Below are 25,218 nucleotides of genomic sequence, written 5' to 3'. Positions count from 1 at the left end.
AGCCGTGCGCGCCCGACGAGGACCATCTCGCCACGAAAAATATCGCTTCACGGTCTTGGACCCCTCCGGCGGCTCGTCTAACCTGTTCGAGAGGATGCGTTGCGAGGACGAGCCGACATGGCCGACACGGTGATCGATCTGGCCGGTTACGATTTTGCGGATCTCGGATGTTCGGGCGGAGGGTCGATCGAGTTCGCCAAACAAACTTTTGGGGCCGATCGAGGACTTGGCGTCGACATCGACCCGTCCAAGGTGCGGCAAGCACGATCGAAAGGATTTGAAGCAGAGGTCGGCGATTTGACTCGACCGGACCTCTTTACCGGACGAGTTCGGTTTTCTCTTTTGGTCCACGTGCTCGAGCATATTCCCACGCCGTCTCTGGCGGCCCGGATTCTGAGAACAGCCGCGCTGGTCAGCGAGAAATTCGTGCTCGTGCGCCTGCCTTGGTTCGATAGCGACGGCCCGCTCGCGACAATGGGAGTGAAATTCTTCTGGTCCGACTGGACGGGTCATGTGAATCACATGACGAGCCTCGAGCTCTATCAGGCTCTGAACGACCTTTTTGTCGAAGGTTGCATATCGAGTTATTCTATTTGGGGACACGCCCCTGTCATTCATACCTCGGCAGACTGTATCGTGCCTCTCGACGGACCGAAGGACACCCACCATTATTCGAGAACCTTGCATGGACAAAAATTATTATTGCCAATTCAATCAGAATGTTTTCGAGAGCTGGTCGCTTTGGTTGGCGTCGCCTCGGATTACGATGTCGGCTCTTTGCCGGCGGCGTTCGAAAAAACAAAGCTCCTGCATCTGCGTCGACGCGAGCCGGCGAGCGGAATTCCGCAGGCGTCGGACAACCCGCGAAGCGAGCGTCTTTAAAGCACGAGGGCGGGCTTCAGAAGGCGGAACATAAAGGTCCCGCGTGCTTCGAGACGGATCCTTCGGAGCCTCAGATGCTCGGCCCGCCTTGCCTCCGCCGCGCGCCTTCCCTATAAGCTGCGCCGCGCGCCCGGTTTCCGACACCCCTGGAGGCGATGGGCGCGCTTTTCTTTTTCCGAAAGGACACCGAAATGGCCGAGGTCAAGAAGCTCGCGGCCACGGTGCGCAGCGGGACAGGCAAGGGGGCCGCCCGCAGCGTTCGCCGTGAAGGCCGTATTCCAGCAGTCGTCTATGGCGGCGGCGACGCGCCGCAGCCCTTGTCGCTCGACAAGAAAGAGGTGACCAAGCTCATCTACGCCGGGCACTTCCTCACGACGATCTTCGAGCTCGACATCGAGGGCAAGACCGAACGCGCCATTCCGCGCGACTATCAGCTCGACGTGGTCAAGGACACGCCCCTGCACGTCGACTTTCTGCGCTTGCGCGCGGGCTCGCGCCTGCGCGTCGACGTGCCGGTGCATTTCGTCAATCACGACGCTTCGCCCGGCCTGAAACGCGGCGGTTCGCTCAACATCGTCTATCATTCGGTGGAGATGTGGGTGCCGGCCGACAATATTCCGGACGGCATCACCGGAGATCTCACCGGCCTCGAGTTCAACGATGCGCTGCATATCTCGGCCTTCACCCTGCCGCCGAACTGCAAGCCGACCAATCCGGACAAGAACTTCACCGTCGTCTCGATCGCGCCGCCGCTCGTCTCGGAAGAGACGCCCGCCGCCGCGGCGCCCGCCGCCGGCAAGGGCGGCAAGGCCGCCGGCAAGGCGGAGAAGAAGAAGTAAGGAAGAGGCGGTCGGGAGGTCGGCAGTCGGTCGAACCCGATTGCCTGCCGCCGATCTGCCGCTCCGTCGGGAGCCATCGGCCATGCTGCTGTTCGTCGGGCTCGGCAATCCCGGCCGCGCCTATGCGAAGAACCGGCACAATATCGGCTTCATGGCCGTCGACGCCATCGCCGACGCTCATGGCTTCTCGCCGGCGAGAACGCGATTTCAGGGTCTCGCCCGCGAGGGGACGATCGCCGGCGAGCGCGTGCTCGCCCTGCTCCCACAGACCTATATGAACGAGTCCGGCCGCGCTGTCGGCGAGGCGCTGCGCTATCACAAGATCGCGGTCGGCGATGTGGTGGTGTTTCACGACGAGCTCGATCTGCCGCCGGCCAAATGCCGCGTGAAGACGGGCGGGGGCGCCGCGGGCCACAACGGCCTTCGCTCGATCGGCGCCCATATCGGCGCGGAGTTCAAGCGCGTGCGGCTCGGCATCGGCCATCCGGGCGACAAGGCGCTCGTGCATTCCTATGTGCTCGATGATTTCGCCAAAAGCGAGGAGCCATGGGTGCGCGCGCTGTGCGACACGCTCGCCGACAATGCCGCTCTGATCGCCAAGGGCGACGACGCCGGCCTGCAGAACAAGATCCATCTCGCCATGGAGGCGGCCGGGTTCGGCGCGCAAAAGCGCGTCGGAGAGGCATGAGGACCGCCCCCGCTCTCCTGCTGACGGCGACGCTGCTGCTCGCGCCGGCCGCGCTCGCGCAGGATACGCCGGCGCCGTCGCAGGAGAAGCCGACGCAGGCCTATGGCCAGGATCATCCCTCTTGCGTCGAATGGACCGACGGCTGCCTCGTCTGCACGCGCCAGGAGGACGGCGCCGCCGCCTGCTCCATGGTGGGCGCGGCTTGCCTGCCGGCGGCGATCGCCTGTCTGAAGAGCAAATGAGCGCGAGCCGGGGGGCTGAATTGCGCCTGAACGCCGCGTTCAAAGCCGGTTCAAGCCGTGCGCCGCATGATGCGTCTCGTCGATCGGGGGATCGTCCCGGTCAGAGGAGCCCGACTCATCATGAAGCCCAACGCCATTCTCGCCATCGCCATGTTCGCCGCCGCCGCGCCGGTTCTGGCCGAGACGACGAGCCCGCCGGCGGCCAAGTCCGCCAATCCAGCGGCCGCGCCGGCCGTCGCCAAGCATGAACCCGCCGTCCCGTCGACGCTCGACATCAACACCGCGACAGTGGAGCAGCTCGCCGCGGCCAAGGGATTGGACCGCAAGCTGGCGGAAGCCCATCGTCAAGGGCCGCCCGTATAAGGCGCCTGGCGAGCTCGTGAAGCACAAGGTTCTGTCGGAGGCGCAATTCGCCGCGGTCAAGGACACCCTCGTCGTCGAGCGGAACTGACGCCGCCCGCGTTTCCGTCGTAATGCGAGGCGTCCGCCGATTTTTCGGTGGGCGCTTCGTCTTTGTTCGAGGCCTACGAAAATAGGGGAGGAACGGAACGCTTTGTTCGTCAGCCCCTTTCCGAGCGGCCGATCGATGCGTATATTGTCCCTTGCCGTCGTTCGCGGCGGCTATGGCGATAAACGAGCATCGGAATAAGCCTATCGGACCCGGGGGCGGTACCCGGCGCCTCCACCCGAGGCCGTCATCTGCGAAGAGCGGTGCGGCCTGGGGCGGGGGCGAAATAGGATCGACGAGGGCGTAAAGGGTGTTTTTTCGCTCGGCATGATACCGCCGTTATCGGGTCAATCCTATAGTTGCCAACGACAACTATGCTCCGGTGGCCGTCGCCGCGTAATGCGGCGAAGGTACCGGGTTCAAAGCCCTAGGGGGTTGCACCTCTAGGCGGGGCTCGGAGGCGCCTGGCAACAGAAGCCTCCACTTCCTCATCGGCTGGGCGGCGCCCCAATAGAGGATTTCGGCTCGGTCCACATGTCCACCGACCTCATCAGATATGATCTCCTCCTTCAGGATGCGTTGCGCGGCGTGATGCGCAAGGTTCTCGCCGACGCCGCCCTTGCCGGCCGCCTGCCCGGCGACCATCATTTCACGATCAGCTTTCGCACGAGGGCGCCCGGAGTCAAAATCTCGAACCGTTTGGCCGAACAATGGCCGCATGAGATGACGATCATCCTTCAGCACCAATATTCCAATCTGGTCGTCGACGAGCGCGGCTTTTCGGTCTGCCTCTCTTTCCGCAGCATTCCCGAGCAGCTCTATGTGCCCTTCGAGGCGGTGACGGTCTTCTCTGACCCGTCGGTGGAGTTCGGACTCAAGTGGGAGGTCGAGGAGGCGCCTTCCGCCCCGCGCGATGAAAGGCCCGCGCCCTTTCCCGGACGCGCCCCCGTCGCGGCGCCGGCGCCGGCCGCGCCGAAATCGGCCAAGGACGAGCGCGTGGGTCACGAAGGCAATGAAGAGGCGAAGATCGTCTCGATCGACGCCTTCCGCAAGAAGACCTGACGAGACGGCTGCATGGGCGAGATCGTGAATCTGCGGCGCGCCCGCAAGGATCGGGCGCGCCGCCGGCGTGAAGCGGAGGCCGCCGCCAATCGGCTCGCCTTCGGCCGCTCCGAGAACGAGCGCGAGCTCGCCGCCGCCAGCGCGGAGCTCGAGCAGAAGAGGCTCGACGCGCATCGCCTTTCAGACGGCGCTCCGCCGGACGAACGGCCGCACTGAACTTTCGCCGGTCAGGCGAACAGCCATTGCTTGAGCGAGAAGCCCGAGCTCAGAGTCTTGCGATAGAATTCATAGAGCGCGAGATGCCCGGTCGACGGCTTCGGCAGATCGCTCTTCTTCAGCCGGCGGAAGAACGGCCCGAGCACTTCTTCGAAATTATGGAGTGTGTATTTGCCGCCGTGGCGGTCGGCGACGCGCTCCGCGACATTGGCGAACAGCAGGATCAGCGCCTTGAACAGCGCCGGATTGACGATATTGGCGGCGACGCCATGGATCGCCAGCCCGTTCGCGCAGGCCCTCAAATAGGTGTTGAGCACGCGATAGACGTCGGCCGCCTCGGCGTCGACGAAGCAGCCGTCGATCGACTTCAGCGCCGAATTGAAGGTCACGCGCGAGATCTTGCCCTTGCGGCGCTCGGAGGGGCTGAGCAAGCCGGCGAGCACGCTGTCGGCGTCACCGGCAAAAAGATCGAACACATTGTGCAGCAGCGCCTCGGCCGCCGACTCGCTCTCCGACAGACGGCGAATGTCGAGCAGCAGCTCCGGCGGAACCGGCCGCTGCTTGGTGTTGATGTCCATAAAAAGCTGGCATTCCTGCGCGCGCGTCAGCCTGTTGTAGACGACGACCGGGACCTCGACGCTTCTTCGGGCCATATTGAAGCCGAAGACGCGATGCTGCCCGTCGATGATGAGGAAGGAACGGGAATCCTTGCGAAAGCTCAGCTCGCCGCTGCGCTTGTCGAAGCGGAGCTCGGCGCGCGGCTGGGCGGAGAGGATGACCGCGCTCGGCACGCTGCCGAAGCCGCTGTCGACGTAGTCGGCGATCTCCCGCGCGCGCTTCTTGTCGAGCAAGCGCTGGAAGCCGTCGATGGGATTTTCGAGGCGCGCTTCGACGGCGCAGGTCGCCGCGAGAACATGGCTCGGCAGCGCGAGCGTGTAGAAGCGTCGGTTGCCTTGCGTGACCTGCAGGGCGCGGGCGGTGATGAAACCGCGCGCGGACGGCGCGGCTTCCCCGGCCGGAGTCGTCTGATCGTCGGAGACCGGGCGCTCGGGCTCTGCGTCGGCTTCGAGACGCGTCGCCCGTTCGGCGTCGGGCGCGAGAGCGCCGTCGATCGAATGTTCCATGTTCTGATCCTTCGAAGACCCGCGGTCGCACGCCCGCGACTATTGGAACGAACCGAATCGAACACGTACTTTCGAAAGAATAACGCTGTCCGGCGGCAAAGAACAAGGCGCCTCGACGCCGTTTCAGGCGCGGAGACAAGAAAAAACCGGCCCCGAAGGGCCGGTTCTCTCGAAGCGCCGTGTTCGACGCGTCAGTATTTGGCGAGCACGGGCGGAACGAGGCCGGCGCCGAAGCGGAAGGTCAGACCGACGCTCGCGATCCAGGGGTTGATCCTCACCTGGGCGTCGATCGGAACATAGATGCCGGTGCCGGGCACATTGATCACGCCATGCGCGTTCGGCTCCATCAGAATGCGCTTCAGATCGACGTTCACGCCGAAATTCTCGGTGATCATGTAGTCGAAGCCGACCTGGCCGACCACGCCCCAAGAGGGGGTGATGCTGAGCGAGGTGAAGGTCGCGGGCAGGACCGGTCCGGCCGTCCGCAGCCACCACAGATTGTTGCCCGCCTCCGAGAAATAGGCGGTGTAGTTCACGCCGACGCCGACATAGGGCTGGAAAGCGCCGAAATTGGTGAAGTGGTACTGCAGGATGAGCGACGGCGGGAACACCCAGGTCCGTGACAGGCTCGCTCCGAACAAGGTGTCGACGCCCTGGACGTGATGGCGGGAGATGCAGCAGATCGCCTCGACCGCGATGTTCTTCGTGAGATAGTAGCTCACGTCGAGCTCGGGGATGATCGCGTAGGAAATGCTGGTGCTGGCGCCCGGAACGACGCTGCTCGGTCCGGCGCTGAGTCCGACGGCCGGAAGGACGAGCCCGAGCCTGTCATAGACGGTCGCGCCGCCGCTGTCCGGCACGACGGCCGAGGCGCGCAGGCGAATTTGGAAAGGCTGATAGGAATCGAAGACGGGCGGCGGCGGGGGCGGCTCCTTGACGGCCGGGAAATCGGCGGCATAAGCCGCCGCGCCCATGGCGCCCGACATCAGTGCGACGAACGCGCCGCGCAGTAGTGCTCTCATCAGGGTCCCCCGTCCATTGTTGTGGGATGCGACGCGTCGCGATCCGAGTCGGACGTCAAATTGCCTCGAATCGGCGAGGGAAGACTTGATCTAGGTCAAGAAATCTGTGCTTCGGCATTCTTTCTTCGCATGTGTGTCACTTCGGCAACAGCGGGGCAAGGCCTGTCTCGGCGCCAAGCGCAAGGAAATGTTGCGCATTTCCAGTGGACCGTCCCTGAAACGAGCCAGGCGCGCGGCCAGATCGGCCGAGGAGCCCGGCTCGGGCGCGACGGCGCGGCGCAGTGACGCAGCGCTTGCGCCGAGAGCCGGGGCCGCCATTACGACGCGCCTTTCGCCGGGTCGGCGGCGTCGCTCGTCGTTTTTCCCCGTGTCTCGTTGTTTAGAGAAGTCGCATTCTCACATGCCGACCGCGTTGCGAAAGGGCGTTCGAGTCGCGAAAAGCAGCGTCTCGACTTCGTCGGCGAAACGCTCGGCGCCGCCGGCCTCGGCCGCGATCGCGCGCGCGAGCCGCTTCGCATTGGCGGAAAAATGCGGCTCCTCGACGAGTCGGCGGATCGCCCGCGCGATCTCGGCCGGGGAGGAGGTCGGCGGCAGGCGCAGCCCCGCGCGGTGATATTCGACGCGCGCGGCGTTGTCGTTCTGGTCGCGGCCCATCGGCAGAACCAAGACCGGCGCGCCGGCGCCGAGGGACCGCAGCGTCGTGCCATGTCCGCCATGGGTGACGACGCAGGCGGCATGGGGCAGAATATCGTCATGCGAGGCGCCGTCCCATATCTCGACATTGGGCGGAGCCTTCGGCGCGTGGCCCGCGAGCGCCTTGCCGAGCGTCACGACGCCGCGCATCGGCAGAGTCGACAGCGCTTCGAGGGTCGCGGCGAGGGCCGATTCCTGTTTCTGATAAGTGGTGCTGAAGGAGACGAGCGCGAGCGGGCGATCGGGAGCGGGAACGGAGGCCGCGCGCGGGGGGATCCAAGCGGGCTGCTCGAGGATCGGCCCGACATAGCGGACATGCTCGGGAAGGCGCGCGACCGGAAAGTCGAAAGCCCGCGAGGTCGCGAGAAACAAGCGGTCGGCCCGGAACTGGTCGAGCGTGCGCGCCAGCGGGGCAAGGCCGAAACGCGAGCGCGCCGCGTTGATCTGCGGAAGGAAGCCGTCGAACATCCGGTCCACCATCGCGCCGAGCTCGCGATCGCGGATGCGCTCCGCCTCATTGGTCGCCGGCGTGAAGCCCGGGCCGAAAGGCGGATGGCCCGGGAGCGGGAACAGGCTGATATTGGGGGCGAGCAAAGCCGAGGGGAGGCCGAGCGCCTCCGCCGCGACCATTCCGCCGAACAAGAGGTCCGATCCGATGATGAGATCGGTCGGCTCCTCGCGGGCGGCCTCGACCACATCGGCGGCATAGCGCTCGGCCGGTCCGAGGAAGATCGCCCGCGCCCAGGCGAGGAAGCCCGCGACATCGTCCGGCTGCTCCCAGTCGCGGACGAAGCAGCTCTGCGGCGAACGGTCGCGCCGGTTGGGCGCGCGGCGCCAGCTCTGCGCCCGCGCGCCGGCGGCGCCGGCCTCGGCCAGAATGCAGTCGTCGCCGAGAAAGCGCACGTCATGGCCGCGGGCGGCGAGGGCGCGGATCGCGGCGAGGGTCGGTGGCACATTGCCGCCGCCCTCCCATCCGAGGACGAGGATGTGGGCTCCGGCGTTCTTGGCGGGGATCATCGGTCGGTCCTTTCAATCGAGAAGCTTCGAAATCATCGCGGTGAGCAGTCGCTGCGTCTCGTCGACGCAATGGCCTTGGGTGCGGCGCAGCAGCAGCCAGCTCCAGACGTCGGTGGCGATGAGCAGCGCCGCGAGGCGGTCGCGACGCTCCGTATCGCCGAAAGCCGAGAGGCGCAGCGCGAAGGTCGTCTCGACCCATTGCCGATGGCTCCTGCGTCCGGTTTCGAGCATCGGCGCGACTTCCTCGACCCGGCCTTCGAGCGAGAGAAAGCGCAGCACCATCTCGCCATTGCGCTCGTAATCGGCGACGAGAACCGCCACAGCGGCGGCGATGTCGTCGGTCGGCGCGGCGGCGCGTTGCGCCTCGATCTCGGCGGCGATACGGGAGGTGAAGGCGGCGAGAAGGCCGGTCTTGCCCGCGAAGCGGCGGATGACGGTCTGCCGCGTGGTTCCAGCCATCGCCGCCACCTCGTCGAGGGCGATCTCGTCATACCAGCGTTCCTTCAACAGCTCGTGGAAGGCGCGCAGGATCGCTTCCTCCGTGTCCTGGGACGCGGCCGCGCGGGCGGTCTGGCGATAGGGGCGCTTTCCGTCAATATTCATGTTACATACTGTAAAATGAAAATCAGATGCGGTCAAGCGACGATGGGAGTCACGCGAAGAAGATCGCCGCGGCTCGTCGGAGCCGCGCCCGATGCGAGGAGTCGAAGGGATTGCGGTCAGTCCCCGCGCGGCTCCGGCTCGCGCGGCTCGAGCCGATGGCCGGCCTTCCCCCAGCCGTCGGCGCCCTCGGGATACCAGCCGACATGGGCGTAGCCGAGCGAGAGCGCGCGCTTGGCGGCGTTCCAGGACATCCAGCAGTCGGCGAGGCAATAGAAGACGACGAGGCGGCTCTTGTCGTCCGCGGTCGCTCGCTCCAGCCCCGCGGCGAAATAGCGCAGCGTCGCATCCGACAGCACGCCGAAGCCGGTGTCCGGCAACCAGATGCTGCCCGGAATGTCGAATCTCGGTCTGTCGCGCCAGACGGCGCCGGGCGGCAGGCCAGCGGGCTTGGGCGGGCGCGGCAGAACGTCGACGAAGACGGCGGCCTCGTCGCGCCACAGCGCGAGCGTCTCGTCGGTCGAGAGCACGCGGGCTCCCGCCAGAGTCGCGGGAACCGGCGCCCGATAATCGTCGAGCCGATAGCCCTCCGGCTCGGGCGGTCTCTCCGCGGCCGCCGCCGCGGCGCCGAGAAGCGCGAACGCGAGGGCGGCTCGGAGCCTCATCGCTCGACCGCGATCGGCGCGCCGGCCTCGTCGATCAGCGGCACGCCGAAATCGGCGAGCAAACTGTCGATCTCGCGCTGGTTCTGAGCGATGATGCGATTGAGCGCGCGCTTCCATTCCTGGTCGGAGTGGCGCACGCCCATGGCGATGCGAAAGGTCATGCGCGCGCCTTGCTCCTGCGTGAGCAGCGCCTCGCTGAGCCGCCCGGCCGATCTCTTCACATGATAGCCGGCGATCGGCCCCCAAAGGATAGCGGCGTCGATGACGCCGGTTTCGAGATCGTGGATCATATCCGCAGACGGCGCGTCGACCCGCGTATCGACGACGAGCGGATAGGGCTTCACCGCCGAGAGCAGGCCGTAGCGCGCGAGCACATTGCCCGGCGGCGTGTTGGCGACGAGGCCGATGCGCCGGCCCTTCCCAGCAAGGCGGGGATCGCCGAGCGTCTTCAGCCCCTCGAGATCGGAGCCGGCGCGATAGACGATCGCATAGGCGGTTCGGTAATAGGGATTGGTGGGCTGGACGAGATCGTCGCCCTGGGGCATGCCCATCACCACGTCGCAGAGATGCGCGTTCAGCGTGTTGCGGATGAAACCCGTCGCGCCCGGATAATAGACATAGGCGAGATCCTTGCCGAGCTTGCCGGCAATGAATTGCGCCAGCCGGTTCTCGAAGCCTTCGCCGGCGCGATTGGAGAAGGGCAGATTGTTGGGGTCGGCGCAGACGCGTAGCACCTTCGGATCGATGAGTTCGATCGAGTCCCTGGCGTCGGGGCGCGCGAATTGCTCGGGCGTCTGCGCCCGGGCGGGGGCCGGCGCGAGAAGGCTCGCGACGGCGACCATGGAGAAAGCGATCTCGCGAAACATGGCGAACCTCCGGTCCATGCCGGTGCCGGCCATCCGCCCTCGGCTCACTGGCCGCTCATGCACTTCGCTTCGGCCTCGGCGAAGGCCTTTGGCTTCTCCGCCTTCTTCTCCGGACGGCCGCGGCCGATCGCCTCGGTCGAGCGGGCGCGGAGATAGATATAGAGGTCGTCGATGTAGCACATGGCGTTCTTGTTCTCGGCGAAGGCCGGCATGACGCTGTCGTTGCCCGCGACCTTGTTCTCGCGGCCGCCGACCACGATGCCGTAGAACTCGGCGTAGTTGAAATTCTTGACCGAATTCTTCAGCGCAGGCGCATAGGTCGAGCCTTCGGCGTTCGGGCCGTGGCACACATGGCACTCGGCGTGATAGCGACGATAGCCGGAGAAGGTGTACCAGTCGACGGTTCCGTCGTCCTGGACCTTGTAGGTCGGGTCGCCGTTCTTGTCGAAATACTTGCCGTCCACTTCCTTGACCGCGGTCGGGTCTCCCGGCGGTTCGGCCCGCGCGGCGGTTCCTACGCTGATGCAGACGCTCAGGGCGATGGCCCCGACGAGCGGCAGTCTCATTACCTCGTCCTCCCGATGCTTCCTCTACACAAACGAGCGCCCGGCGACGCGCCGAGAGAGGCGTTTCGCCGAGCGCCAGTGCTATTCTTCGCAGCCTCAGTTCGCCGGAGCGACGATCGGCAGAGCGGAATCGGGCAGAGCGAAGACCGTCAGCACGCCGCCGAGAGCGGTGTAGTCGGACAGCGCCTTGTAGCCGCCGACCGCTCCGAGACCCTCGTTGCTCTTCGACAGGCCAGCCGCGAGGCCGATGCCGGCCCAGCCGCCGACGCCCGAGAGCACCGCGACATATTGTTTATTCTTGTGCTGATAGGTCACCACATTGCCGATGATGCCCGACGGAGTCTTGTACTTGTAGAGCTCCTTGCCGGTCTTGAGGTCGACCGCCTTCAGATAGCCTTCGAGCGTGCCGTAGAAGGCGAGACCGCCGGCCGTCGTGACCGTGCCCGACCAGACCGAGAACTGCTCCTTGTTGGACCAGACGATCTTGCCGACCCGGGCGTCCCAGGCGATGAAATTGCCCATATTGGTCTCGCCGGGCGGCGGGAACATCTCCAGCGTCGCGCCGACATAGGGCTGACCCGCGGTGTAGCTGACGCGGAACGGCTCATAGTCCATGCAGACGTGGTTGGTCGGCACATAGAACAGGCCAGTGTCCGGAGAGAAGGACGCCGGCTGCATGTCCTTGGAGCCGAGAGCCGCCGGGCAGACGCCCTTGGTGTTCACGTCCTCGCCGTTCTGCTGCGTCGAATATTTCGCGACCACCAGCGGACGGCCGTAGGTCGGAGAGCTCTTGTCCTGGTCGACCTTGGTGGCCCAGTTGACGGCCGGATCGTATTTCTCGGCGACGAGCAGCTCGCCGGTCACGCGGTCGAGCGTGTAGCCGAAGCCGTTGCGATCGAAGTGGACGAGCGTCTTGCGCGCCTGGCCGCCGATGGTCTGGTCGGCGAGGATCGTCTCGTTGATGCCGTCGTAGTCCCACTCGTCGTGGGGAGTCATCTGATAGACCCACTTGGCCACGCCCGTGTCGAGATTGCGCGCCCAGATGGTCATGGACCAGCGATTGTCGCCCGGACGCTGGCTGGGGTTCCAAGTCGACGGATTGCCCGAGCCGTAATAGACGAGGTTCAGCTCCGGGTCATAGGAATACCAGCCCCAGGTGGTGCCGCCGCCGATCTGCCATTGGTCGCCTTCCCAGGTGTTGATTCCCGAGTCCTTGCCGACCGGCTTGCCGAGATGGGTGGTCTTCTCGCCGTCGATCAGCGTGTCGGCGTCCGGACCCATGGAGTAGCCGCGCCAAGCGAGCGAGCCGTCCTTGACGTTGTAGGCGGTGATATGGCCGCGCACGCCGAACTCGCCGCCGGCGATGCCCACGAACACTTTGTCCTTGAAGACATGCGGAGCGGCGGTCGAGGTCTGACCCTTCGACGGGTCGCCGTTCTTCACCGACCAGACGAGCTTGCCGGTCTTGGCGTCGAGCGCGACGAGGGTGGTGTCGGCCTGGGCGAGGAAGATCTTGCCGTCGCCATAGGCGAGGCCGCGGTTCACCGTGTCGCAGCACATCACCGGAACGACGCTCGGATCCTGCTTCGGCTCGTACTTCCAGATGATCTTGCCGTCGTTGTTGAGGTCGAGCGCGTAAACGATATTGGGGAATGGCGTATGCAGATACATCACGTCGCCGAGCACCAGCGGAGCGCCCTCGTGGCCGCGCAGCACTCCGGTGGAGAAGCTCCAAACCGGGGTCAGCTTGCCGACGTTCTCGGTGGTGATCTGCTTCAGCTTGGAATAGCGGAGATTGGCGTAATCGCCCGTCGGGGACACCCAGTCCTTCGGGTTCTTCTGGAGCTCGAGCAGCTCGTCGGCGGCGTACGCCACGCCGGCTCCGAACAGCGCGAGGATCCCTACCGAAGTCGACAACAACAGCTTTTGCATGAGCTTTTCCTCCTGACGACATTACCGTGCGAAAGGCCCGGCCACGCCGCCGACATCGCGCCTTTTTCAGACGCCCACAGGCTTTGGGAAGCCGTTTCCTCGTGGCTTTCACCACGACGACGAGGCGGAAACGCCGCGCCCGCAGCCCCGCCGGATCTCCGTCGAGACGTCCTCCGGTTCCCGGCCGGAGAGCGTCTTTTGGGTTGGAAACGGCGGGATAATATGTCGCACAGGATTGAAGCGCAATCCCCAAAAGCTATGCCAGACTTTCCTCGTTTCTTGCGGGAAACAGCTAGAAAAGGACGCCTGCTCCACCATGTTGCAACGCACTGGAACCACGCTCGCCATCGTTCTCTTCTGCCTCGTCACGAACACGGCGTGCGCCTTCGATCTGAACGAGATCGCGCCGGGCGTCTTCGTTCATCAGGGGCGAGTCGAGATGATGACGCGCGAGAATTCGGGCGACATCGCAAATCTCGGGGTCATCGTCGGCGGCGAGGCGGTCGCCGTGATCGACACGGGAGGAAGCGCCGCGGTGGGCCGGGACTTTCTCGCTGCGTTGCAGCAGCGCACGTCGAAACCCCTTCGCTATGTGATCAACACCCATGTCCATCCCGATCATATTTTCGGGAATATTGCCTTTCGCGACTCGGGCGCCGTCTTCGTCGGCCACAAGAACCTGCCGCGGGCGCTCGCCGCGCGCGGCCCGCATTATCTCTCTTCTTTCCGCGAGACGCTCGGCCCGCTCATCGACGATGTGGCGCTCATCCCTCCGAGCGTCGCCGTCGACGGCGTGACGACGCTCGACCTCGGCGGCCGCAGGATCGAGCTGCGCGCCTGGCGCACGGCGCATAGCGACGCCGACCTCACCGTGCTCGATTCGGCGAGCGGCACGCTCTTCGCCGGCGACCTCCTGTTCCTGCGCCATGTGCCGGTGGTCGACGGAAGCCTCCTCGGCTTTCTCGCCGTCGTCGACGAACTGCGGCGGATCGAGGCGAAACAGGTCGTTCCGGGGCATGGGCCGGCCGTCGCCCCCTGGCCGCAGGCGCTCGACGTCGAGGCCGCCTATCTCGAGCGGCTGACCCGCGACCTGCGCGCCTCCATAGGACGAGGAGAGAGCCTCGCCGCCGCCTCGAGGACGGCAGCGCAGAGCGAGAAATCGGCCTGGAGCCTGTTCGACGACTATAATGTCCGCAACGCCACCGCGGGCTTCGCCGAACTCGAATGGGACAGTCCTTGAGGCGCGGCCCGGTCGAGGGATAGGATTTGCTGAAACGACGGAGGAGACAGATGATCGGCCGGACCTCGAACCTTCAGGCTCACTCCCGTGTCGAGGCTCGCGAGACTGAAGGCTCGCGGTCCACGATCCGCATCGCCGCCGCCGCGGCGCTGAGCCTGCTGGCCGGCGCGGCGCTGGCGCAAGCGCCCAAGATCGATCCGTGGCCCGGCCTCGTCACCGACATTTTCCACGACCGGCCCGTCACGCCGCACGAGGGCGTCGTCGCGCTGCAGGCGCCCGTGCGCGCCGAGGACGCGGCTATCGTGCCGATGACCATCTCGCTGGCGGATCCGGGGGTGCGCAAGGCGACGCTCGTCATCGACGAGAATCCGATGCCCATGGCCGCGAGCTTCACCTTCGGCGAGGGGGCGGCGGTCGCCTCCATAGAGACGCGCGTGCGCGTGAATTCCTACACCAATGTGCATGTCGTCGCGGAGACCGCCGACGGCGCGCTGCATTCGGTGGTGAAATTCGTCAAGGCGTCGGGCGGCTGCTCGGCGCCGGCGATCAAGGATCAGGACGAGGCGGCCGCCAATCTCGGCAAAATGAAGCTCCGCCGCTTCGCGAGCGCCGATCCCGCCCGCCGCGAGGCGCAGATCATGATCCGCCATCCCAATAATTCGGGCCTGCAGATGGACCCGATCTCGCGCGCCTATATCCCCGCCCATTTCGTCGATCGGGTAGAGGTCCGCCAGGGCGACGCGCTGATTTTTTCCATGGAGGGAGGCATCTCGCTCTCCGAGGACCCGGCCTTCCGCTTCTCCTACAGACCCAATGGCGCGAAGACGATCCGCGTCGAGGCGCATGACAACGAGGGCGGCGTGTTCACCGGAGAATGGCCGGTCGACGACGCGTCTTGACCTCGGCGAGAGCGCTTTCAGCGAACGCGGCCGCCGATCCAAGCAGCGAGACGGTCGAGACCGAGCCGGATCTCGGCCTCGGGTCCGGCATAGGAGAAGCGCACGGCGCGCGCTCCCCGGGCGCGGTCGAAATCGATCCCCGGCGTCGCCGCGACGCCCGCCTCTTCCAGCATGCGCTTGCAGAAGGCCGCCGAGTCGGTGGTGAAGCGCGAGACATCCACATAGAAATAGAAGGCGCCGTCCGGCGGCGCAAAATCAGTGAAGCCGAGCTGCGGCAGGCGCTCCAGCAAGAGCGCCCGGCTGCGGGCATAGCCGGCCTTCGCCGCTTCCAGCTCCGCCGTCGCGTCGAAGGCGTCGAGCGCGGCGATCTGCGCGAGCGTCGGCGCCGAAATGGCGAGCGACTGCTGCAGCCGCTCGATCGGCCGCACCAAAGGCTCCGGCGCGACGAGCCAGCCGAGCCGCCAGCCGGTCATCGCGTAATATTTGGAGAAGGAATTGACGACGATCGCATTGCGCGAATGTGCGAGCGCCGTCTCGCAGGGCTGCGCGTAAGAGAGGCCGTGATAGATCTCGTCGGAGACGAGGAGAATGCCCGCCTCCTCGCAGAAGGCGCATATTTTCGCGAGTTCTCGGCCGTCGATCATGGCGCCGGTCGGATTGGCGGGGCTCGCGAGCAGCACGGCGTGAAAGCGCTTCTCGCGATGCGCCGACTCGAGGAGAGCCGCGGTCGGCGCGAAGCGCGTTTCAGGTCCGATCTCGATGATCGTCGGCTCGAGACCGAGCGCGGCCAGTATGTTCGAATAGGCCGGATAGCCCGGCGCAGTCAGCGCGACGCGCGCGCCGGCGTCGAGCCCCGCGAGAAAAGCGAGCAGAAAGGCGCCCGAGGAGCCGGTCGTGACGATCACGCGCTCCAGCGGGACCTCGACGCCATAGGCGTCGGCGTAATGGCGGGCGATGCGCCGCCGCAGCTCGGGCAGGCCCAGCGCCTCGGCATAGCCGATGATCCCCTCGCGCAGCGCCCGCTCGGCCGCGTCGCGCACGGCGCGGGGGGCGGGCGCGCCGGGCTCGCCGAGCTCCATGTGGACGATGCGCCGTCCCTGCCGCTCGAGCGCGCGCGCCTCGCGCAGGACGTCCATGGCGATGAAAGGCGCGACCGCGCTGCGCCGGGAAGGGAAAGGCGGGGAGATCATCGCCAGCATCATAACAGAACGCTCAGCGGGCATGAAATCCCGCCGCCGGGGCTCCGCTTACAGGCGCTCGGGCCGGCGGCCGGAAGATGTTTCGGGGGCGGCGACGGATGCGCCGCCGCCCCCAGTGGTCCGCCGACAGGCCTAGTTCGCGCGTTCGCCGCCGAATCGATAGTTCAAGCCGCCGCGAACGACATGGCCCGCGCTGCTCACGCCGCCGCTCACCGTGCCGATATTGGATGCGTAATTCACGCTGCTGCCGATCAGCCAGACGTAGAGATATTCGGCCTTTACCGATATGCGATCGAACAATTCGTGCTCGACGCCGGCGCCGGCCGTCCAGCCCGCGCGAACCGTGCCGCCCGTGCTGTCCTGCCCTGCAATTCCGAAATAATTCGCCGAGAAGGTCTTCGGAACGAAATTGGTCCCATAGGCGAGACCGCCCGTCGCATAGGCGAGCCAGCGCGGCGTGAAGGCGTAGCCGACCCTGCCCCTGAAGGTGCCGAGGACGCCGCTGTCGGTCGGACCGGGATAAATCCCGGAGACGGTCGCGGCCGAAATCTCGCCGCGATAGCCGAAATCCGCCTCGAGCCCGAGCACGAGCGACGGCGTCCATTGCCAATTATAGCCGAGCGTTCCGCCGCCGACGAAAGCGGCTCCGCGCAACGGCGCCTGGCCGAGGAAATGGAAGCGGCCCTCGCCGAGCAGCGCGCCGGCGTAGAGGCCGACATAGCCGCCCTGCCAGCTGAACGGCGGCGGCGCGACGACCGGCGGGGCCTTCTGGCTCGGAAGATCGGCGGCGAGAGCGACGCCCGCCGACAGGACGCCGGCCAGCGACAAGGAAGAAGAACGAAGCAGGCTCATTTCAACTCTCCGAAAAGCGGACATGAGGGATCACGACGGCGGACGCGTCAGTAGAGCTTCACGCGCAGCGTGCCGCCGAACCAGCGCGGATCGCCGAAATTGAAGGTGTTCGGCATCGTCACGCTGATCGACTGCGACGTCATCCAGCGCTCGTCCAATAGGTTCTTCGCCCAGAAGAACAGGTTGTACTTGTCGTCCTCGGTGTGCAGGCCGATGCCGACATTGAGCAGAGTGTAGGGCCGTTGCTCGAGCTTGTAGATCGAATAGGGATTGGCGAAGGGCGTCGTGTCCTTCCAGGCCGCATTGACGTAGCCATAGGCGACGATCGGATCGGGGAGCCCGGCTTCGGCGAACACCGAGCCGATCGGATGTTCGTAATTCGCGCCGAAATTGAAAGAAAGCGGAGAAATCCCGAGCGCCTTGGTGCCGGACAGATCGACCGACGTCGGCGCGCCGGCGTATCCGAAATCCACGGGGCGCGGTCCCTTCGGGTGGTCGATATACCGGACTTCCGTCAGCGCGCCGGAAAATGTGAACCAGAAGCGATCGAACGGGCTCCAGCGTCCGTCGAACTCGACGCCGCGGAAGCGCACATGTCCGATATTGCCGAGATAGGTGTTGGCGATCGGGTTGCCGGTCGCGTCGCGCAAGGAATCGTCGACGAGCTGAGTCTGGAAATTATACGTATCCTGCCAGTATAGATTGACGTTGGCGACCAGCCGCCCGTCGAGCCACGTCGTCTTGGCGCCGAGCTCATAGTCCCAGGTGACTTCCGGCTTGATGATGACCGGCTGGAATCCTCCGCCGGAGAGCGGCAGCGACGTGGTGTTGACGCCGCCGGACTTTTCTCCGCGCGCGGCCGAACCGTAGACCAATATGTTTTCGTCGATTTTATAGGAAGGATTGAACAGGCCGGCGAGCGAATTGTTGGACTTCTCGTTGAAGCCCGTGTCGAAATAGGTGACGCCGCCGCGCGCTCTGGCCAACGCCGCCAAAGTGTCCTGAACGGAGACCGCCGGATTGAAGCCGCTGACCCAGCCGACGTCCGATCCCGTCTTGATCTCATAAGTGTTGCGCAAGCCGCCCGTGAGCGCCCATTGCTCGTCGATATGCCATGTCGCCTGTCCGAAGCCCGCGAAACTCGTCGTCGACATCTTGCCGTCGCCATGCCAGCTGACGCCGTTGAGCAGGGCTGGATCGGCGTTGATGTTGTTGGTGAACCATTGCGCGGCGTCGACGCCGTAATCGTCGTGACGCAGCGACCAGACATTCGCGCGCAGACCATAGAAGCCGATCTGCCATTCCACCTCCTGCTCCTTGGGCGAAGCGAGGCGGACCTCCTGCGAGAACTGATTCACATAGGTGTCGTATGCGACCGAATTCAACTCGAGCAGATTGCCGACGGATGAGCCGAGCGAATTGCGCGGATGCAGAATGAACTGGCGCCAAGCCGACACAGAGGTGAGCGTGTTGGCGCCGACCTGGATGTTCACCTCGTTGGAGGCGCCGTGCGTGCGCTGGTCGAGCTTGCCGAGCCGCGTCATATGGGGGCTGTAGGGATCGCCGAGGTTCAAGATCGGTTTGCCGAGCCGCGTGGCGATCAATTGTGAGAACGTGTTCCTGTTGACGGAGCCGTTGGCGAAGAAGGGGATCGAGTCGCCGTAGATCGCCCCGTAATTGTTGTATTCGTCCGAGCGGAGGCGGTCGAAGATCAGACGGTCGGTGAAATTGTCGCCGACATAGAGCAGTTGCCCGCGCACGCCCCAACGGTCGTTGTCGAGCAGGCCGGCGCCGGAGACCTTGTCGTGGATGAAACCGCCGCTCTTGTCGAGGAAGAAGGTCACGCGATAGGCGAGCTCGTCGTCGATGATCGGGCCGGTGACGTTGAGCTTCTCGATGAAGCGGTTGCGATTCGCGTAAGAGGTCTCGAGCGTCGCGCTCGGCGTGAACGAGGGCAATTGCGTGTGAATGACGACGGCGCCGGCGGTCGTATTCTTGCCGAGCAGCGTCCCTTGCGGGCCGCGCGCGACCTCGAGCGACTGCAGGTCGACATAATCCGCCCATTGGAATCCCGTGTGGGTAAAGAAGACGTTGTCGACGATGAAGCCGACGGCGCTCTCGGCGCCATCCGTCGAGGCGAAGGCGCCGGAGGTTCCGCGAATGGCGACGCCGGAGCCGCGCGGATTGCCCACGAAATAGGTAAAGCTCGGAATTTTTTGCGCGAACTCCTGAAGCCGCTCGATATGCTCGCGATCCGCCGTCTTTCCGCCGACGACAGCGACCGGAAGCGGAACGTCCTGGGCCTTCTCTTCGCGCAGGCGAGAGGTGACCTTCACATCCTCGACTTGTACGCCGGCGGCTTGCGAGCCGGTGGCCTGGCCGCTCGGCGGGCTCGCGGGCGCCGTCTCCTGCGCGGCGGCGAAAGACGCCACGCCGGTGAGCGCCGTCGTCGCGAGCGCGACCCGCCGCCAGCCGGCGCGAGTCGTGAGCTTCGAACGCGGCCCGACCGCCCGACCAAACGCACCCTTCATCGAACCCTCCATTATCCACCCGCACTCTTCCTATCAGTTCTATCGGAAAAATCTTCTCTGTCTAGAGCCGAGCCGCGGAGCCCGATCTTTCTGTCGCGCTGTTGCACGAGCGCAACGCCGGAAAGACCGAGGCCGATGAAGAACCGAGCCTTGCGGGACCACCAAATTATTCTACAGATGTGATAGATATGATGTCTCTGTCCACCGGCCCGACCGATGGCGGCCGATCCATTTCCGCGCTCGCGAACAGGCCCCGATGACGGGGCCGTCCATCGTGAGTCGAGCCGACGACATTCGGTGGAGTCGTCTCTTCCCGGGCGGCCGCTCGCGCTCTTGACGGGTACGGGATCGTTTCGTACAGGAAACGAATAGACGGGCGGCTAGCTCAGCGGGAGAGCACTCCCTTCACACGGGAGGGGTCACAGGTTCAATCCCTGTGCCGCCCACCATTTCTTCCTCCCGCATTCATCTCGGGCCGCGCAGGGCTTGGCTGATCGCCTCGCGCAGGTCGCCCTCGAACAGCAGCGCCGAGCCGTAATGCGTCTCGATGTCGAACGACCGCCGCGCGTTCATGTCGAGCGAGGCGCTGTGCATCGCGATCAGCCGATCCCTGTCGTCGAAGAGCCCGGAGCCGGAGCCGCCGTAGCCGTCGCTGCAATCGTGGCGCGCGCGACGGATATGCGCCTCCGTGGCCTCGTCGATCCGATGAATCTCGCACGCCTCGAGCGTCGCCGCGAGTCTCGTATTGCCGTGGCCCGCGGGCGAGACCATGACCACCTTCATGTGCGATCCGGTCGCGACGCCGCTCGCATCCGGCTCGGGCTGAGGCTTTATGGCCTCCGGCGCCGGCCATAAGAGCCGGAGCAGCGCCCAATCGTCGGTAATATGGAGCGCGCCCGCGCCCGGCGGCCCGAGCCTCAGGCTCTCGGGGTCGAAATAGAAATCCTGCTCGGCGATGCGAAAGAAGCAATCGCCGACCGGGCGCGTCGGCGCTCCCCGCCGGTCGATGAAATTATGGGCGTTCACGACGACGAGGTCGCGCGCGCCGATCAGCCATCCGGCCGCCGCGCGCTCGACCGTCCCGACGTCGGTGTAGCACATGAGCACGCCCGCGCCGGGATATCGCTCGGCGTCGGAGCGGCCGAATATCCGGCGATCGTCGCGCGGATAGAGCGCCGCCTCGCGCACCGAGGAGGAGAGCGAGCCGCGCCCGACTCCGCCGAACAGCGCGCCGGCCAGCATCGCCGAAAGGATCGGAGCGGCAATCGCCACGCGCGAGACGAACGACTCGCCGACGGCCCGCGACAGCAAAGCAGAGAGACCGCTCGAGGTCATGATCGGATCTTTCCTTCCGCGCGCGGGTTCGACCGCCGCGTCATCGCAATTTCATGCGCAGATGTAGCCGGTTTTCGGCGACGCGGCGACGCGAGACATTTTCCGTTGTCGTTGCATGTTTTTCCCGTCCGACATGACCGATAAATCATGCAGACAGAGTAACCCGCCTAAATTTATATGCTCGCGGTCCACCCATTCCGTCATCGAGCTCTCTACGGAGAAGGGACGGACAAAACCAAGACGGTTTCGGACCAGACGACCGTCAAATCAATTTCACGAGGCGACGAAAGCGCTCGACGAAAGCGCCGCGAGGCGCGCGCGCCCGTCGCAGGAGGACTCGTCGATGAGGAAGCTGCTGAATTCCGTATCCCTCATGAGCGTCTTGCTCGCGGCGCCGTTCGCGCTCTCCGCCGCGGCGCGCGCGGAGGACAAGCTCGAAGCTCTGTCGAAGAGCGAAGACAATTGGGTGATGCAGGGAAAGAACTACAGCGCCAACCATTACAGCACGCTCACGCAGATCAACGCCGACAATGTCAAGAATCTGAAGGTGTCGTGGACCTTCTCGACCGGCCTGCTCAGCGGCCACGAAGGCTCGCCGATCGTCGTCGACGGCAAGATGTATATCCACACTTCGTTCCCCAACAACACTTTCGCGCTCAATCTCGACGATCCGACGCGCATCCTGTGGCAGGACAAGCCGAAGCAGAACGCAGCGGCCCGCGCCGTCGCCTGCTGCGACATCGTCAACCGCGGCCTCGCCTACTGGCCGGGCGACGGTTTCACGCCCTCGCTCATCATCAAGACGCTGCTCGACGGCAATGTCGTCGCGCTGAACGCCGAGACCGGCGCTCTGGTGTGGAAAGTCGAGAACTCCGATTACAAGGTCGGCTCGACGCTCACCGTCGCTCCGCATGTCTATAAGAACATCGTCCTCATCGGCTCTTCCGGCGCCGAGCTCGGCGTGCGCGGCTATATGACCGCTTATGACGTGCGCACCGGCGAGCAGAAGTGGCGCGCTTACGCCACCGGCCCGGATTCCGAGGTGTTGATCGGCGACGACTTCAACAAGGCCAATCCGCATTATGGTCAGAAGGGCCTCGGCACGTCGACCTGGGAAGGCGACGCCTGGAAGATCGGCGGCGGCACCAATTGGGGCTGGTTCGCCTATGATCCGGACACCAATCTCGTCTATTACGGCAGCGGCAATCCGGCGCCGTGGAACGAGACGATGCGCCCGGGCGACAACAAATGGACGATGACCATTTGGGGCCGCGATCTCGAGACGGGCGAGGCGAAGTTCGGCTATCAGAAAACGCCGCACGACGAGTGGGACTATGCGGGCATCAATTTCATGATGCTGAGCGAGCAGAAGGACAAGGAAGGCAAGCTGCGCAAGCTGCTGACCCATCCGGACCGCAACGGCATCGTCTACACGCTCGACCGCACCGACGGCACGCTGGTCTCCGCCGACAAGATCGACGATACGGTCAATGTGTTCAAGAAGGTCGATCTGAAGTCGGGTCTGCCGGTTCGCGATCCGGAATATGGCACGCGCATGGACCATCTCGCCAAGGACGTTTGTCCGTCGGCGATGGGCTATCACAACCAGGGCCTCGACTCCTATGATCCGACCAAGGAGCTGTTCTTCCTCGGCGTGAACCACATCTGCATGGATTGGGAGCCCTTCATGCTTCCCTATCGTGCGGGTCAGTTCTTCGTCGGCGCGACGCTCAACATGTATCCGGGTCCGAAGGGCGACCGGCAGAAGGGCGAGGGCCTCGGCCAGATCAAGGCCTACAACGCCATCACCGGCAAGTTCAAATGGGAGAAGATGGAGCGTTTCGCCGTTTGGGGCGGCACGGCGGCCACCGCGGGCAATGTCGTGTTCTACGGCACGCTCGACGGCTTCATCAAGGCCCGCAACAGCGACACCGGCGACCTGCTCTGGAAGTTCAAGCTTCCGTCCGGCGTCATCGGCCATCCGATCGTCTATCAGCACAAGGGCGTCGAATATGTCGCCATCCTGTACGGCGTCGGCGGCTGGCCGGGAGTGGGCCTCGTGTTCGACCTGCAGGATCCGACCGCCGGCCTCGGCGCGGTGGGCGCGTTCAAGCAGCTCGCCAACTACACGCAGATGGGCGGCGGCGTGGTGGTCTTTTCGCTGAACGGCCAGGGACCGTACGACGATCTGAGCCTCGGCGAGTACAAGGCGAACTGACCACCAGATCGCATCGCCGCCGACTCACTCGGCGGCGACTTCCGCGTCCGGACGTCGATGTGTCCGGACGCCCGTGTTTGCTACGCGATCCGCTCCCAGGGTGAACTATGTCTCGTAAAATCCGCTCGGTCGTGACGTCCTGCCTGCCGGCGCTGCAGTTGATGTGGAGCGCGACCGCCGGCGCCGCTTCGCTCGGCATTCAAAACGCCGAGCCTACGCCGTCCGCACCCGCGACGGCGCCGCAAGCCGCCGATCCGAACGCGCTTCGGATTTGCGCGTCGAAGAATCAGCCGCCACTGTCCATGGCGGATCAGACCGGCCTCGAGAACAGAATCGCGATCGTTCTCGCCGAGACGATGAAACGCAAGCCGCAATTCGTCTGGACCGATCGGCCGGCGATCTATGTCGTGCGCGATCTTCTCGACAAGAAGCAGTGCGACGTCGTCATCGGCCTCGACACGGGCGATCCTCGCGTCGCCAGCTCCAAACCCTATTATCGCGCCGGCTATGTGTTCGTGACGCGGGCCGACCGCGGATTGGACATCAAGTCGTGGAATGATCCGCGCCTGAAGAGCCTCGGCCATCTCGCGGTCGCCTTCGGATCGCCCGGCGAGACGCTGATGAAGGATATGGGCCTCTACGAAAACAATATGAATTATCTCTATTCACTCGTGAACTTCCGCTCGGCGCGCAATCAGTACACGCAGATCGATCCGAGCCGCATGGTGCAGGAAGTCGCGAGCGGCGACGCCGACATCGCCGTCGCCTTCGCGCCCGATATCGCCCGCTATGTGAAGGCCTCGTCGACGGCTCTGCGCATCGAAGTAATCCAGGACGATGCGGCGAAGAGCAGTGGAGAAAAGGTTCCGCAGCAATTCGATCAGTCGGTCGGCGTCCGCCGTGACGACCAAGCGCTATTGGCGCAGATCGACGCCGCGTTGACGACCGCAAAGCCGAAGATCGACGCGATTCTCGAAGCGGAAGGCGTTCCGCTTCTCTCGCTCGCTCATTGATCGAGCATTCTTGCGGATCCGGAGCAGGAGAGAGAAAAGTCGTGATCAAGAATAAGAGAAGCGCGTCCATTCTGGTGTGCTGCGCCTTGGTGAGCGGTGTCGCGTCTATGGCCCTCGCGGAGGCGCCGTCATTTCGCAATACGATCACCGGAGATCCTCTGGACTTCAATGACGCATTGCCCGAAGACCGCGACACGCCCGGCGTGAAGAAATTCCTGGAAACCGGCGTCGATCCCTATATCGAGGATAAAAGCTGCCTGAAGCAGGGCGAGCAGATATTCCTGTCCGCCTGCTCCGGCTGCCATGGCCATGTCGGCGAAGGAAAGATCGGGCCAGGCCTCAACGACAGCTATTGGACCTATCCCGAGAACGAGACCGACGCGGGTCTGTTCTCGACGATTTTCGGCGGCGCGAAGGCGTCGATGGGGCCGCAATACGGAAATCTGACGCTGGACGAAATGCTAAAGGTGATCGCCTGGATCCGTCATCTCTACAAGGACGATGTCGCCCAGGCGCCCTGGTTCAACGAGGCGCAGAAGAAGGCCTACAAGCCCTATCGGCAGGGCGAAACATTCCCAGACGACGCGCCGGGCCTCTGCGCCCCAGCGAAAGGGAAATAAAGGGGAGCGCGCTTCGCGGGTCGGGCGCGCTTTCGCATCGCATCAGAAAGGGAGGACAAGCAAATGAAGTTTGAGCATCGGACAGTCGCGCTGGCCCTCGCAGCCGCGCTGTGCTCGGCTCCGCTCGGAGCGGCGCTCGCCTATGACGGCACGAAGTGCAAGGCTGCCGGCAATTGCTGGGAGCCCAAGCCCGGCTTCCCGGACAAGATCGAGGGTTCGAAATACGATCCCAAACACGATCCGAAGGAGCTGGCGAAGCAGCAGACCTCGATCCAGGCGATGGAAGAGCGCAACAAGAAGCGCGTCGCCTATTTCAAGAAGTCCGGCAAGTGGATCTACGAGGTCGACAAGATCCCGGCGCAATAAGGACGTCGTCGCCGACCCCGGCGACCGAGAAACGCGGCCACGATCTGGACCAACGATGTTACTCGACAACAACGCATCGTGTC

25 protein-coding genes, 1 tRNA gene and 1 other RNA gene are annotated in these 25,218 nt (G+C 64.8%); 15 read left to right on the top strand and 12 right to left on the bottom strand.

Annotated elements, in window-relative coordinates; genetic code table 11:
- Positions 1 to 117: 117 nt before the first annotated feature.
- From AC6IW9_RS06250 to AC6IW9_RS06215, 8 genes are all read left to right on the top strand, one after another.
- Entirely contained in the window at positions 118 to 882 is a 765-nt protein-coding gene (locus tag AC6IW9_RS06250) for a class I SAM-dependent methyltransferase (RefSeq protein ID WP_497770327.1), read from the top strand.
- A gap of 191 nt (positions 883 to 1,073) precedes the next feature.
- Positions 1,074 to 1,721 carry a 50S ribosomal protein L25/general stress protein Ctc gene (locus tag AC6IW9_RS06245; RefSeq protein ID WP_497770325.1) on the top strand — a complete coding sequence of 216 codons (648 nt, stop codon included), beginning with the start codon at positions 1,074 to 1,076 and terminating at the stop codon, positions 1,719 to 1,721.
- Between the two features lie 82 nt (positions 1,722 to 1,803).
- On the top strand, positions 1,804 to 2,409 hold the full coding sequence (gene pth, locus AC6IW9_RS06240) for an aminoacyl-tRNA hydrolase (RefSeq protein ID WP_497770323.1): 606 nt from the start codon (positions 1,804 to 1,806) through the stop codon (positions 2,407 to 2,409).
- Complete coding sequence (locus AC6IW9_RS06235; RefSeq protein ID WP_497770320.1) at positions 2,406 to 2,651, top strand: hypothetical protein; 246 nt, start codon at positions 2,406 to 2,408, stop codon at positions 2,649 to 2,651. Before pth ends, AC6IW9_RS06235 begins: the two co-directional genes overlap by 4 nt.
- A gap of 120 nt (positions 2,652 to 2,771) precedes the next feature.
- Positions 2,772 to 3,014 carry a ComEA family DNA-binding protein gene (locus tag AC6IW9_RS06230; RefSeq protein ID WP_497770317.1) on the top strand — a complete coding sequence of 81 codons (243 nt, stop codon included), beginning with the start codon at positions 2,772 to 2,774 and terminating at the stop codon, positions 3,012 to 3,014.
- A gap of 201 nt (positions 3,015 to 3,215) precedes the next feature.
- Positions 3,216 to 3,584, top strand: a transfer-messenger RNA (tmRNA) gene (ssrA, locus tag AC6IW9_RS06225).
- 49 nt (positions 3,585 to 3,633) lie between these two features.
- Positions 3,634 to 4,161, top strand: a complete 528-nt coding sequence (locus AC6IW9_RS06220) for an SspB family protein (protein WP_497770315.1) — start codon at positions 3,634 to 3,636, stop codon at positions 4,159 to 4,161.
- A 12-nt stretch (positions 4,162 to 4,173) separates the two neighbouring features.
- Positions 4,174 to 4,377 (top strand): DUF4169 family protein, encoded by a 204-nt coding sequence (locus tag AC6IW9_RS06215; RefSeq protein WP_497770313.1) that lies wholly within the window; start codon positions 4,174 to 4,176, stop codon positions 4,375 to 4,377.
- An 11-nt stretch (positions 4,378 to 4,388) separates the two neighbouring features.
- On the opposite strand, the gene AC6IW9_RS06210 is transcribed toward AC6IW9_RS06215, so the two are convergent.
- The 8 genes from AC6IW9_RS06210 to xoxF5 all read right to left on the bottom strand — a co-directional run bounded on the left by AC6IW9_RS06210 (position 4,389) and on the right by xoxF5 (position 12,862).
- A complete protein-coding gene (locus AC6IW9_RS06210) occupies positions 4,389 to 5,501 on the bottom strand; it encodes a DGQHR domain-containing protein (RefSeq protein ID WP_497770311.1) in 1,113 nt (370 codons plus the stop codon).
- 191 nt (positions 5,502 to 5,692) lie between these two features.
- Positions 5,693 to 6,523 carry an OmpW/AlkL family protein gene (locus AC6IW9_RS06205; protein ID WP_497770309.1) on the bottom strand — a complete coding sequence of 277 codons (831 nt, stop codon included), beginning with the start codon at positions 6,521 to 6,523 and terminating at the stop codon, positions 5,693 to 5,695.
- A 396-nt stretch (positions 6,524 to 6,919) separates the two neighbouring features.
- On the bottom strand, positions 6,920 to 8,233 hold the full coding sequence (locus AC6IW9_RS06200; protein WP_497770307.1) for a nucleotide disphospho-sugar-binding domain-containing protein: 1,314 nt from the start codon (positions 8,231 to 8,233) through the stop codon (positions 6,920 to 6,922).
- Between the two features lie 12 nt (positions 8,234 to 8,245).
- The gene (locus AC6IW9_RS06195; RefSeq protein WP_497770305.1) at positions 8,246 to 8,836 is read right to left on the bottom strand and encodes a TetR/AcrR family transcriptional regulator; all 591 of its coding nucleotides are present in this window, start codon (positions 8,834 to 8,836) and stop codon (positions 8,246 to 8,248) included.
- A gap of 116 nt (positions 8,837 to 8,952) precedes the next feature.
- Positions 8,953 to 9,498, bottom strand: a complete 546-nt coding sequence (locus AC6IW9_RS06190) for a PQQ-dependent catabolism-associated CXXCW motif protein (RefSeq protein WP_497770302.1) — start codon at positions 9,496 to 9,498, stop codon at positions 8,953 to 8,955.
- The gene (locus AC6IW9_RS06185) at positions 9,495 to 10,364 is read right to left on the bottom strand and encodes a substrate-binding domain-containing protein (RefSeq protein ID WP_497770300.1); all 870 of its coding nucleotides are present in this window, start codon (positions 10,362 to 10,364) and stop codon (positions 9,495 to 9,497) included. Before AC6IW9_RS06185 ends, AC6IW9_RS06190 begins: the two co-directional genes overlap by 4 nt.
- A gap of 44 nt (positions 10,365 to 10,408) precedes the next feature.
- Entirely contained in the window at positions 10,409 to 10,930 is a 522-nt protein-coding gene (locus tag AC6IW9_RS06180) for a c-type cytochrome, methanol metabolism-related (protein WP_497770297.1), read from the bottom strand.
- A 96-nt stretch (positions 10,931 to 11,026) separates the two neighbouring features.
- Entirely contained in the window at positions 11,027 to 12,862 is a 1,836-nt protein-coding gene (gene xoxF5 / locus AC6IW9_RS06175; RefSeq protein ID WP_497770294.1) for a lanthanide-dependent methanol dehydrogenase XoxF5, read from the bottom strand.
- Between the two features lie 316 nt (positions 12,863 to 13,178).
- Between xoxF5 and AC6IW9_RS06170 the strand changes: the two genes are divergently transcribed.
- Both AC6IW9_RS06170 and AC6IW9_RS06165 read left to right on the top strand, forming a co-directional pair.
- Complete coding sequence (locus AC6IW9_RS06170; RefSeq protein WP_497770291.1) at positions 13,179 to 14,102, top strand: quinoprotein relay system zinc metallohydrolase 2; 924 nt, start codon at positions 13,179 to 13,181, stop codon at positions 14,100 to 14,102.
- 50 nt (positions 14,103 to 14,152) lie between these two features.
- A complete protein-coding gene (locus AC6IW9_RS06165) occupies positions 14,153 to 15,001 on the top strand; it encodes a quinoprotein dehydrogenase-associated SoxYZ-like carrier (protein ID WP_497770288.1) in 849 nt (282 codons plus the stop codon).
- 17 nt (positions 15,002 to 15,018) lie between these two features.
- On the opposite strand, the gene AC6IW9_RS06160 is transcribed toward AC6IW9_RS06165, so the two are convergent.
- From AC6IW9_RS06160 to AC6IW9_RS06150, 3 genes are all read right to left on the bottom strand, one after another.
- Positions 15,019 to 16,191, bottom strand: a complete 1,173-nt coding sequence (locus AC6IW9_RS06160; RefSeq protein WP_497772454.1) for an aminotransferase class I/II-fold pyridoxal phosphate-dependent enzyme — start codon at positions 16,189 to 16,191, stop codon at positions 15,019 to 15,021.
- 141 nt (positions 16,192 to 16,332) lie between these two features.
- Positions 16,333 to 17,052, bottom strand: a complete 720-nt coding sequence (locus tag AC6IW9_RS06155; RefSeq protein WP_497770285.1) for an outer membrane protein — start codon at positions 17,050 to 17,052, stop codon at positions 16,333 to 16,335.
- 47 nt (positions 17,053 to 17,099) lie between these two features.
- On the bottom strand, positions 17,100 to 19,583 hold the full coding sequence (locus tag AC6IW9_RS06150) for a TonB-dependent receptor (RefSeq protein ID WP_497770283.1): 2,484 nt from the start codon (positions 19,581 to 19,583) through the stop codon (positions 17,100 to 17,102).
- Positions 19,584 to 19,957: 374 nt separating this feature from the next.
- Between AC6IW9_RS06150 and AC6IW9_RS06145 the strand changes: the two genes are divergently transcribed.
- Positions 19,958 to 20,032, top strand: a tRNA-Val gene (locus AC6IW9_RS06145).
- A gap of 16 nt (positions 20,033 to 20,048) precedes the next feature.
- Here AC6IW9_RS06145 and AC6IW9_RS06140 read toward each other — a convergent pair.
- A complete protein-coding gene (locus tag AC6IW9_RS06140) occupies positions 20,049 to 20,918 on the bottom strand; it encodes a serine protease (RefSeq protein ID WP_497770280.1) in 870 nt (289 codons plus the stop codon).
- 343 nt (positions 20,919 to 21,261) lie between these two features.
- Here AC6IW9_RS06140 and AC6IW9_RS06135 point away from each other — a divergent pair, with 343 nt between their 5' ends.
- From AC6IW9_RS06135 to AC6IW9_RS06120, 4 genes are all read left to right on the top strand, one after another.
- The gene (locus tag AC6IW9_RS06135) at positions 21,262 to 23,136 is read left to right on the top strand and encodes a methanol/ethanol family PQQ-dependent dehydrogenase (protein WP_497770278.1); all 1,875 of its coding nucleotides are present in this window, start codon (positions 21,262 to 21,264) and stop codon (positions 23,134 to 23,136) included.
- Positions 23,137 to 23,243: 107 nt separating this feature from the next.
- Positions 23,244 to 24,149 (top strand): methanol oxidation system protein MoxJ, encoded by a 906-nt coding sequence (gene moxJ, locus AC6IW9_RS06130; RefSeq protein WP_497770275.1) that lies wholly within the window; start codon positions 23,244 to 23,246, stop codon positions 24,147 to 24,149.
- A 41-nt stretch (positions 24,150 to 24,190) separates the two neighbouring features.
- Positions 24,191 to 24,769, top strand: a complete 579-nt coding sequence (gene moxG / locus AC6IW9_RS06125; protein ID WP_497770273.1) for a cytochrome c(L), periplasmic — start codon at positions 24,191 to 24,193, stop codon at positions 24,767 to 24,769.
- Positions 24,770 to 24,832: 63 nt separating this feature from the next.
- Positions 24,833 to 25,135 carry a methanol dehydrogenase gene (locus AC6IW9_RS06120; protein WP_497770272.1) on the top strand — a complete coding sequence of 101 codons (303 nt, stop codon included), beginning with the start codon at positions 24,833 to 24,835 and terminating at the stop codon, positions 25,133 to 25,135.
- Positions 25,136 to 25,218 lie beyond the last annotated feature (83 nt).

The sequence above is a fragment of the Methylosinus sp. shoA genome, from assembly GCF_059718125.1.
Note: the sequence above shows the minus strand (reverse complement) of the source record. Positions and strands in the feature narration are given on the sequence as shown.

Excerpts from the sequence above, each read along its gene's own strand:
- AC6IW9_RS06165 (WP_497770288.1), top strand. The coding sequence starts at position 14,153 with ATGATCGGCCGGACCTCGAACCTTCAGGCTCACTCCCGTGTCGAGGCT.
- AC6IW9_RS06150 (WP_497770283.1), bottom strand. The coding sequence starts at position 19,583 with ATGAAGGGTGCGTTTGGTCGGGCGGTCGGGCCGCGTTCGAAGCTCACG.
- moxJ (WP_497770275.1), top strand. The coding sequence starts at position 23,244 with ATGTCTCGTAAAATCCGCTCGGTCGTGACGTCCTGCCTGCCGGCGCTG.
- AC6IW9_RS06195 (WP_497770305.1), bottom strand. The coding sequence starts at position 8,836 with ATGAATATTGACGGAAAGCGCCCCTATCGCCAGACCGCCCGCGCGGCC.
- AC6IW9_RS06160 (WP_497772454.1), bottom strand. The coding sequence starts at position 16,191 with ATGATCTCCCCGCCTTTCCCTTCCCGGCGCAGCGCGGTCGCGCCTTTC.
- AC6IW9_RS06250 (WP_497770327.1), top strand. The coding sequence starts at position 118 with ATGGCCGACACGGTGATCGATCTGGCCGGTTACGATTTTGCGGATCTC.
- AC6IW9_RS06205 (WP_497770309.1), bottom strand. The coding sequence starts at position 6,523 with ATGAGAGCACTACTGCGCGGCGCGTTCGTCGCACTGATGTCGGGCGCC.
- AC6IW9_RS06140 (WP_497770280.1), bottom strand. The coding sequence starts at position 20,918 with ATGACCTCGAGCGGTCTCTCTGCTTTGCTGTCGCGGGCCGTCGGCGAG.
- AC6IW9_RS06120 (WP_497770272.1), top strand. The coding sequence starts at position 24,833 with ATGAAGTTTGAGCATCGGACAGTCGCGCTGGCCCTCGCAGCCGCGCTG.
- pth (WP_497770323.1), top strand. The coding sequence starts at position 1,804 with ATGCTGCTGTTCGTCGGGCTCGGCAATCCCGGCCGCGCCTATGCGAAG.
- AC6IW9_RS06220 (WP_497770315.1), top strand. The coding sequence starts at position 3,634 with ATGTCCACCGACCTCATCAGATATGATCTCCTCCTTCAGGATGCGTTG.
- AC6IW9_RS06170 (WP_497770291.1), top strand. The coding sequence starts at position 13,179 with ATGTTGCAACGCACTGGAACCACGCTCGCCATCGTTCTCTTCTGCCTC.
- xoxF5 (WP_497770294.1), bottom strand. The coding sequence starts at position 12,862 with ATGCAAAAGCTGTTGTTGTCGACTTCGGTAGGGATCCTCGCGCTGTTC.
- AC6IW9_RS06230 (WP_497770317.1), top strand. The coding sequence starts at position 2,772 with ATGAAGCCCAACGCCATTCTCGCCATCGCCATGTTCGCCGCCGCCGCG.
- AC6IW9_RS06245 (WP_497770325.1), top strand. The coding sequence starts at position 1,074 with ATGGCCGAGGTCAAGAAGCTCGCGGCCACGGTGCGCAGCGGGACAGGC.
- AC6IW9_RS06200 (WP_497770307.1), bottom strand. The coding sequence starts at position 8,233 with ATGATCCCCGCCAAGAACGCCGGAGCCCACATCCTCGTCCTCGGATGG.
- AC6IW9_RS06190 (WP_497770302.1), bottom strand. The coding sequence starts at position 9,498 with ATGAGGCTCCGAGCCGCCCTCGCGTTCGCGCTTCTCGGCGCCGCGGCG.
- AC6IW9_RS06215 (WP_497770313.1), top strand. The coding sequence starts at position 4,174 with ATGGGCGAGATCGTGAATCTGCGGCGCGCCCGCAAGGATCGGGCGCGC.
- AC6IW9_RS06180 (WP_497770297.1), bottom strand. The coding sequence starts at position 10,930 with ATGAGACTGCCGCTCGTCGGGGCCATCGCCCTGAGCGTCTGCATCAGC.
- AC6IW9_RS06135 (WP_497770278.1), top strand. The coding sequence starts at position 21,262 with ATGAGGAAGCTGCTGAATTCCGTATCCCTCATGAGCGTCTTGCTCGCG.
- AC6IW9_RS06235 (WP_497770320.1), top strand. The coding sequence starts at position 2,406 with ATGAGGACCGCCCCCGCTCTCCTGCTGACGGCGACGCTGCTGCTCGCG.
- AC6IW9_RS06210 (WP_497770311.1), bottom strand. The coding sequence starts at position 5,501 with ATGGAACATTCGATCGACGGCGCTCTCGCGCCCGACGCCGAACGGGCG.
- AC6IW9_RS06185 (WP_497770300.1), bottom strand. The coding sequence starts at position 10,364 with ATGTTTCGCGAGATCGCTTTCTCCATGGTCGCCGTCGCGAGCCTTCTC.
- AC6IW9_RS06155 (WP_497770285.1), bottom strand. The coding sequence starts at position 17,052 with ATGAGCCTGCTTCGTTCTTCTTCCTTGTCGCTGGCCGGCGTCCTGTCG.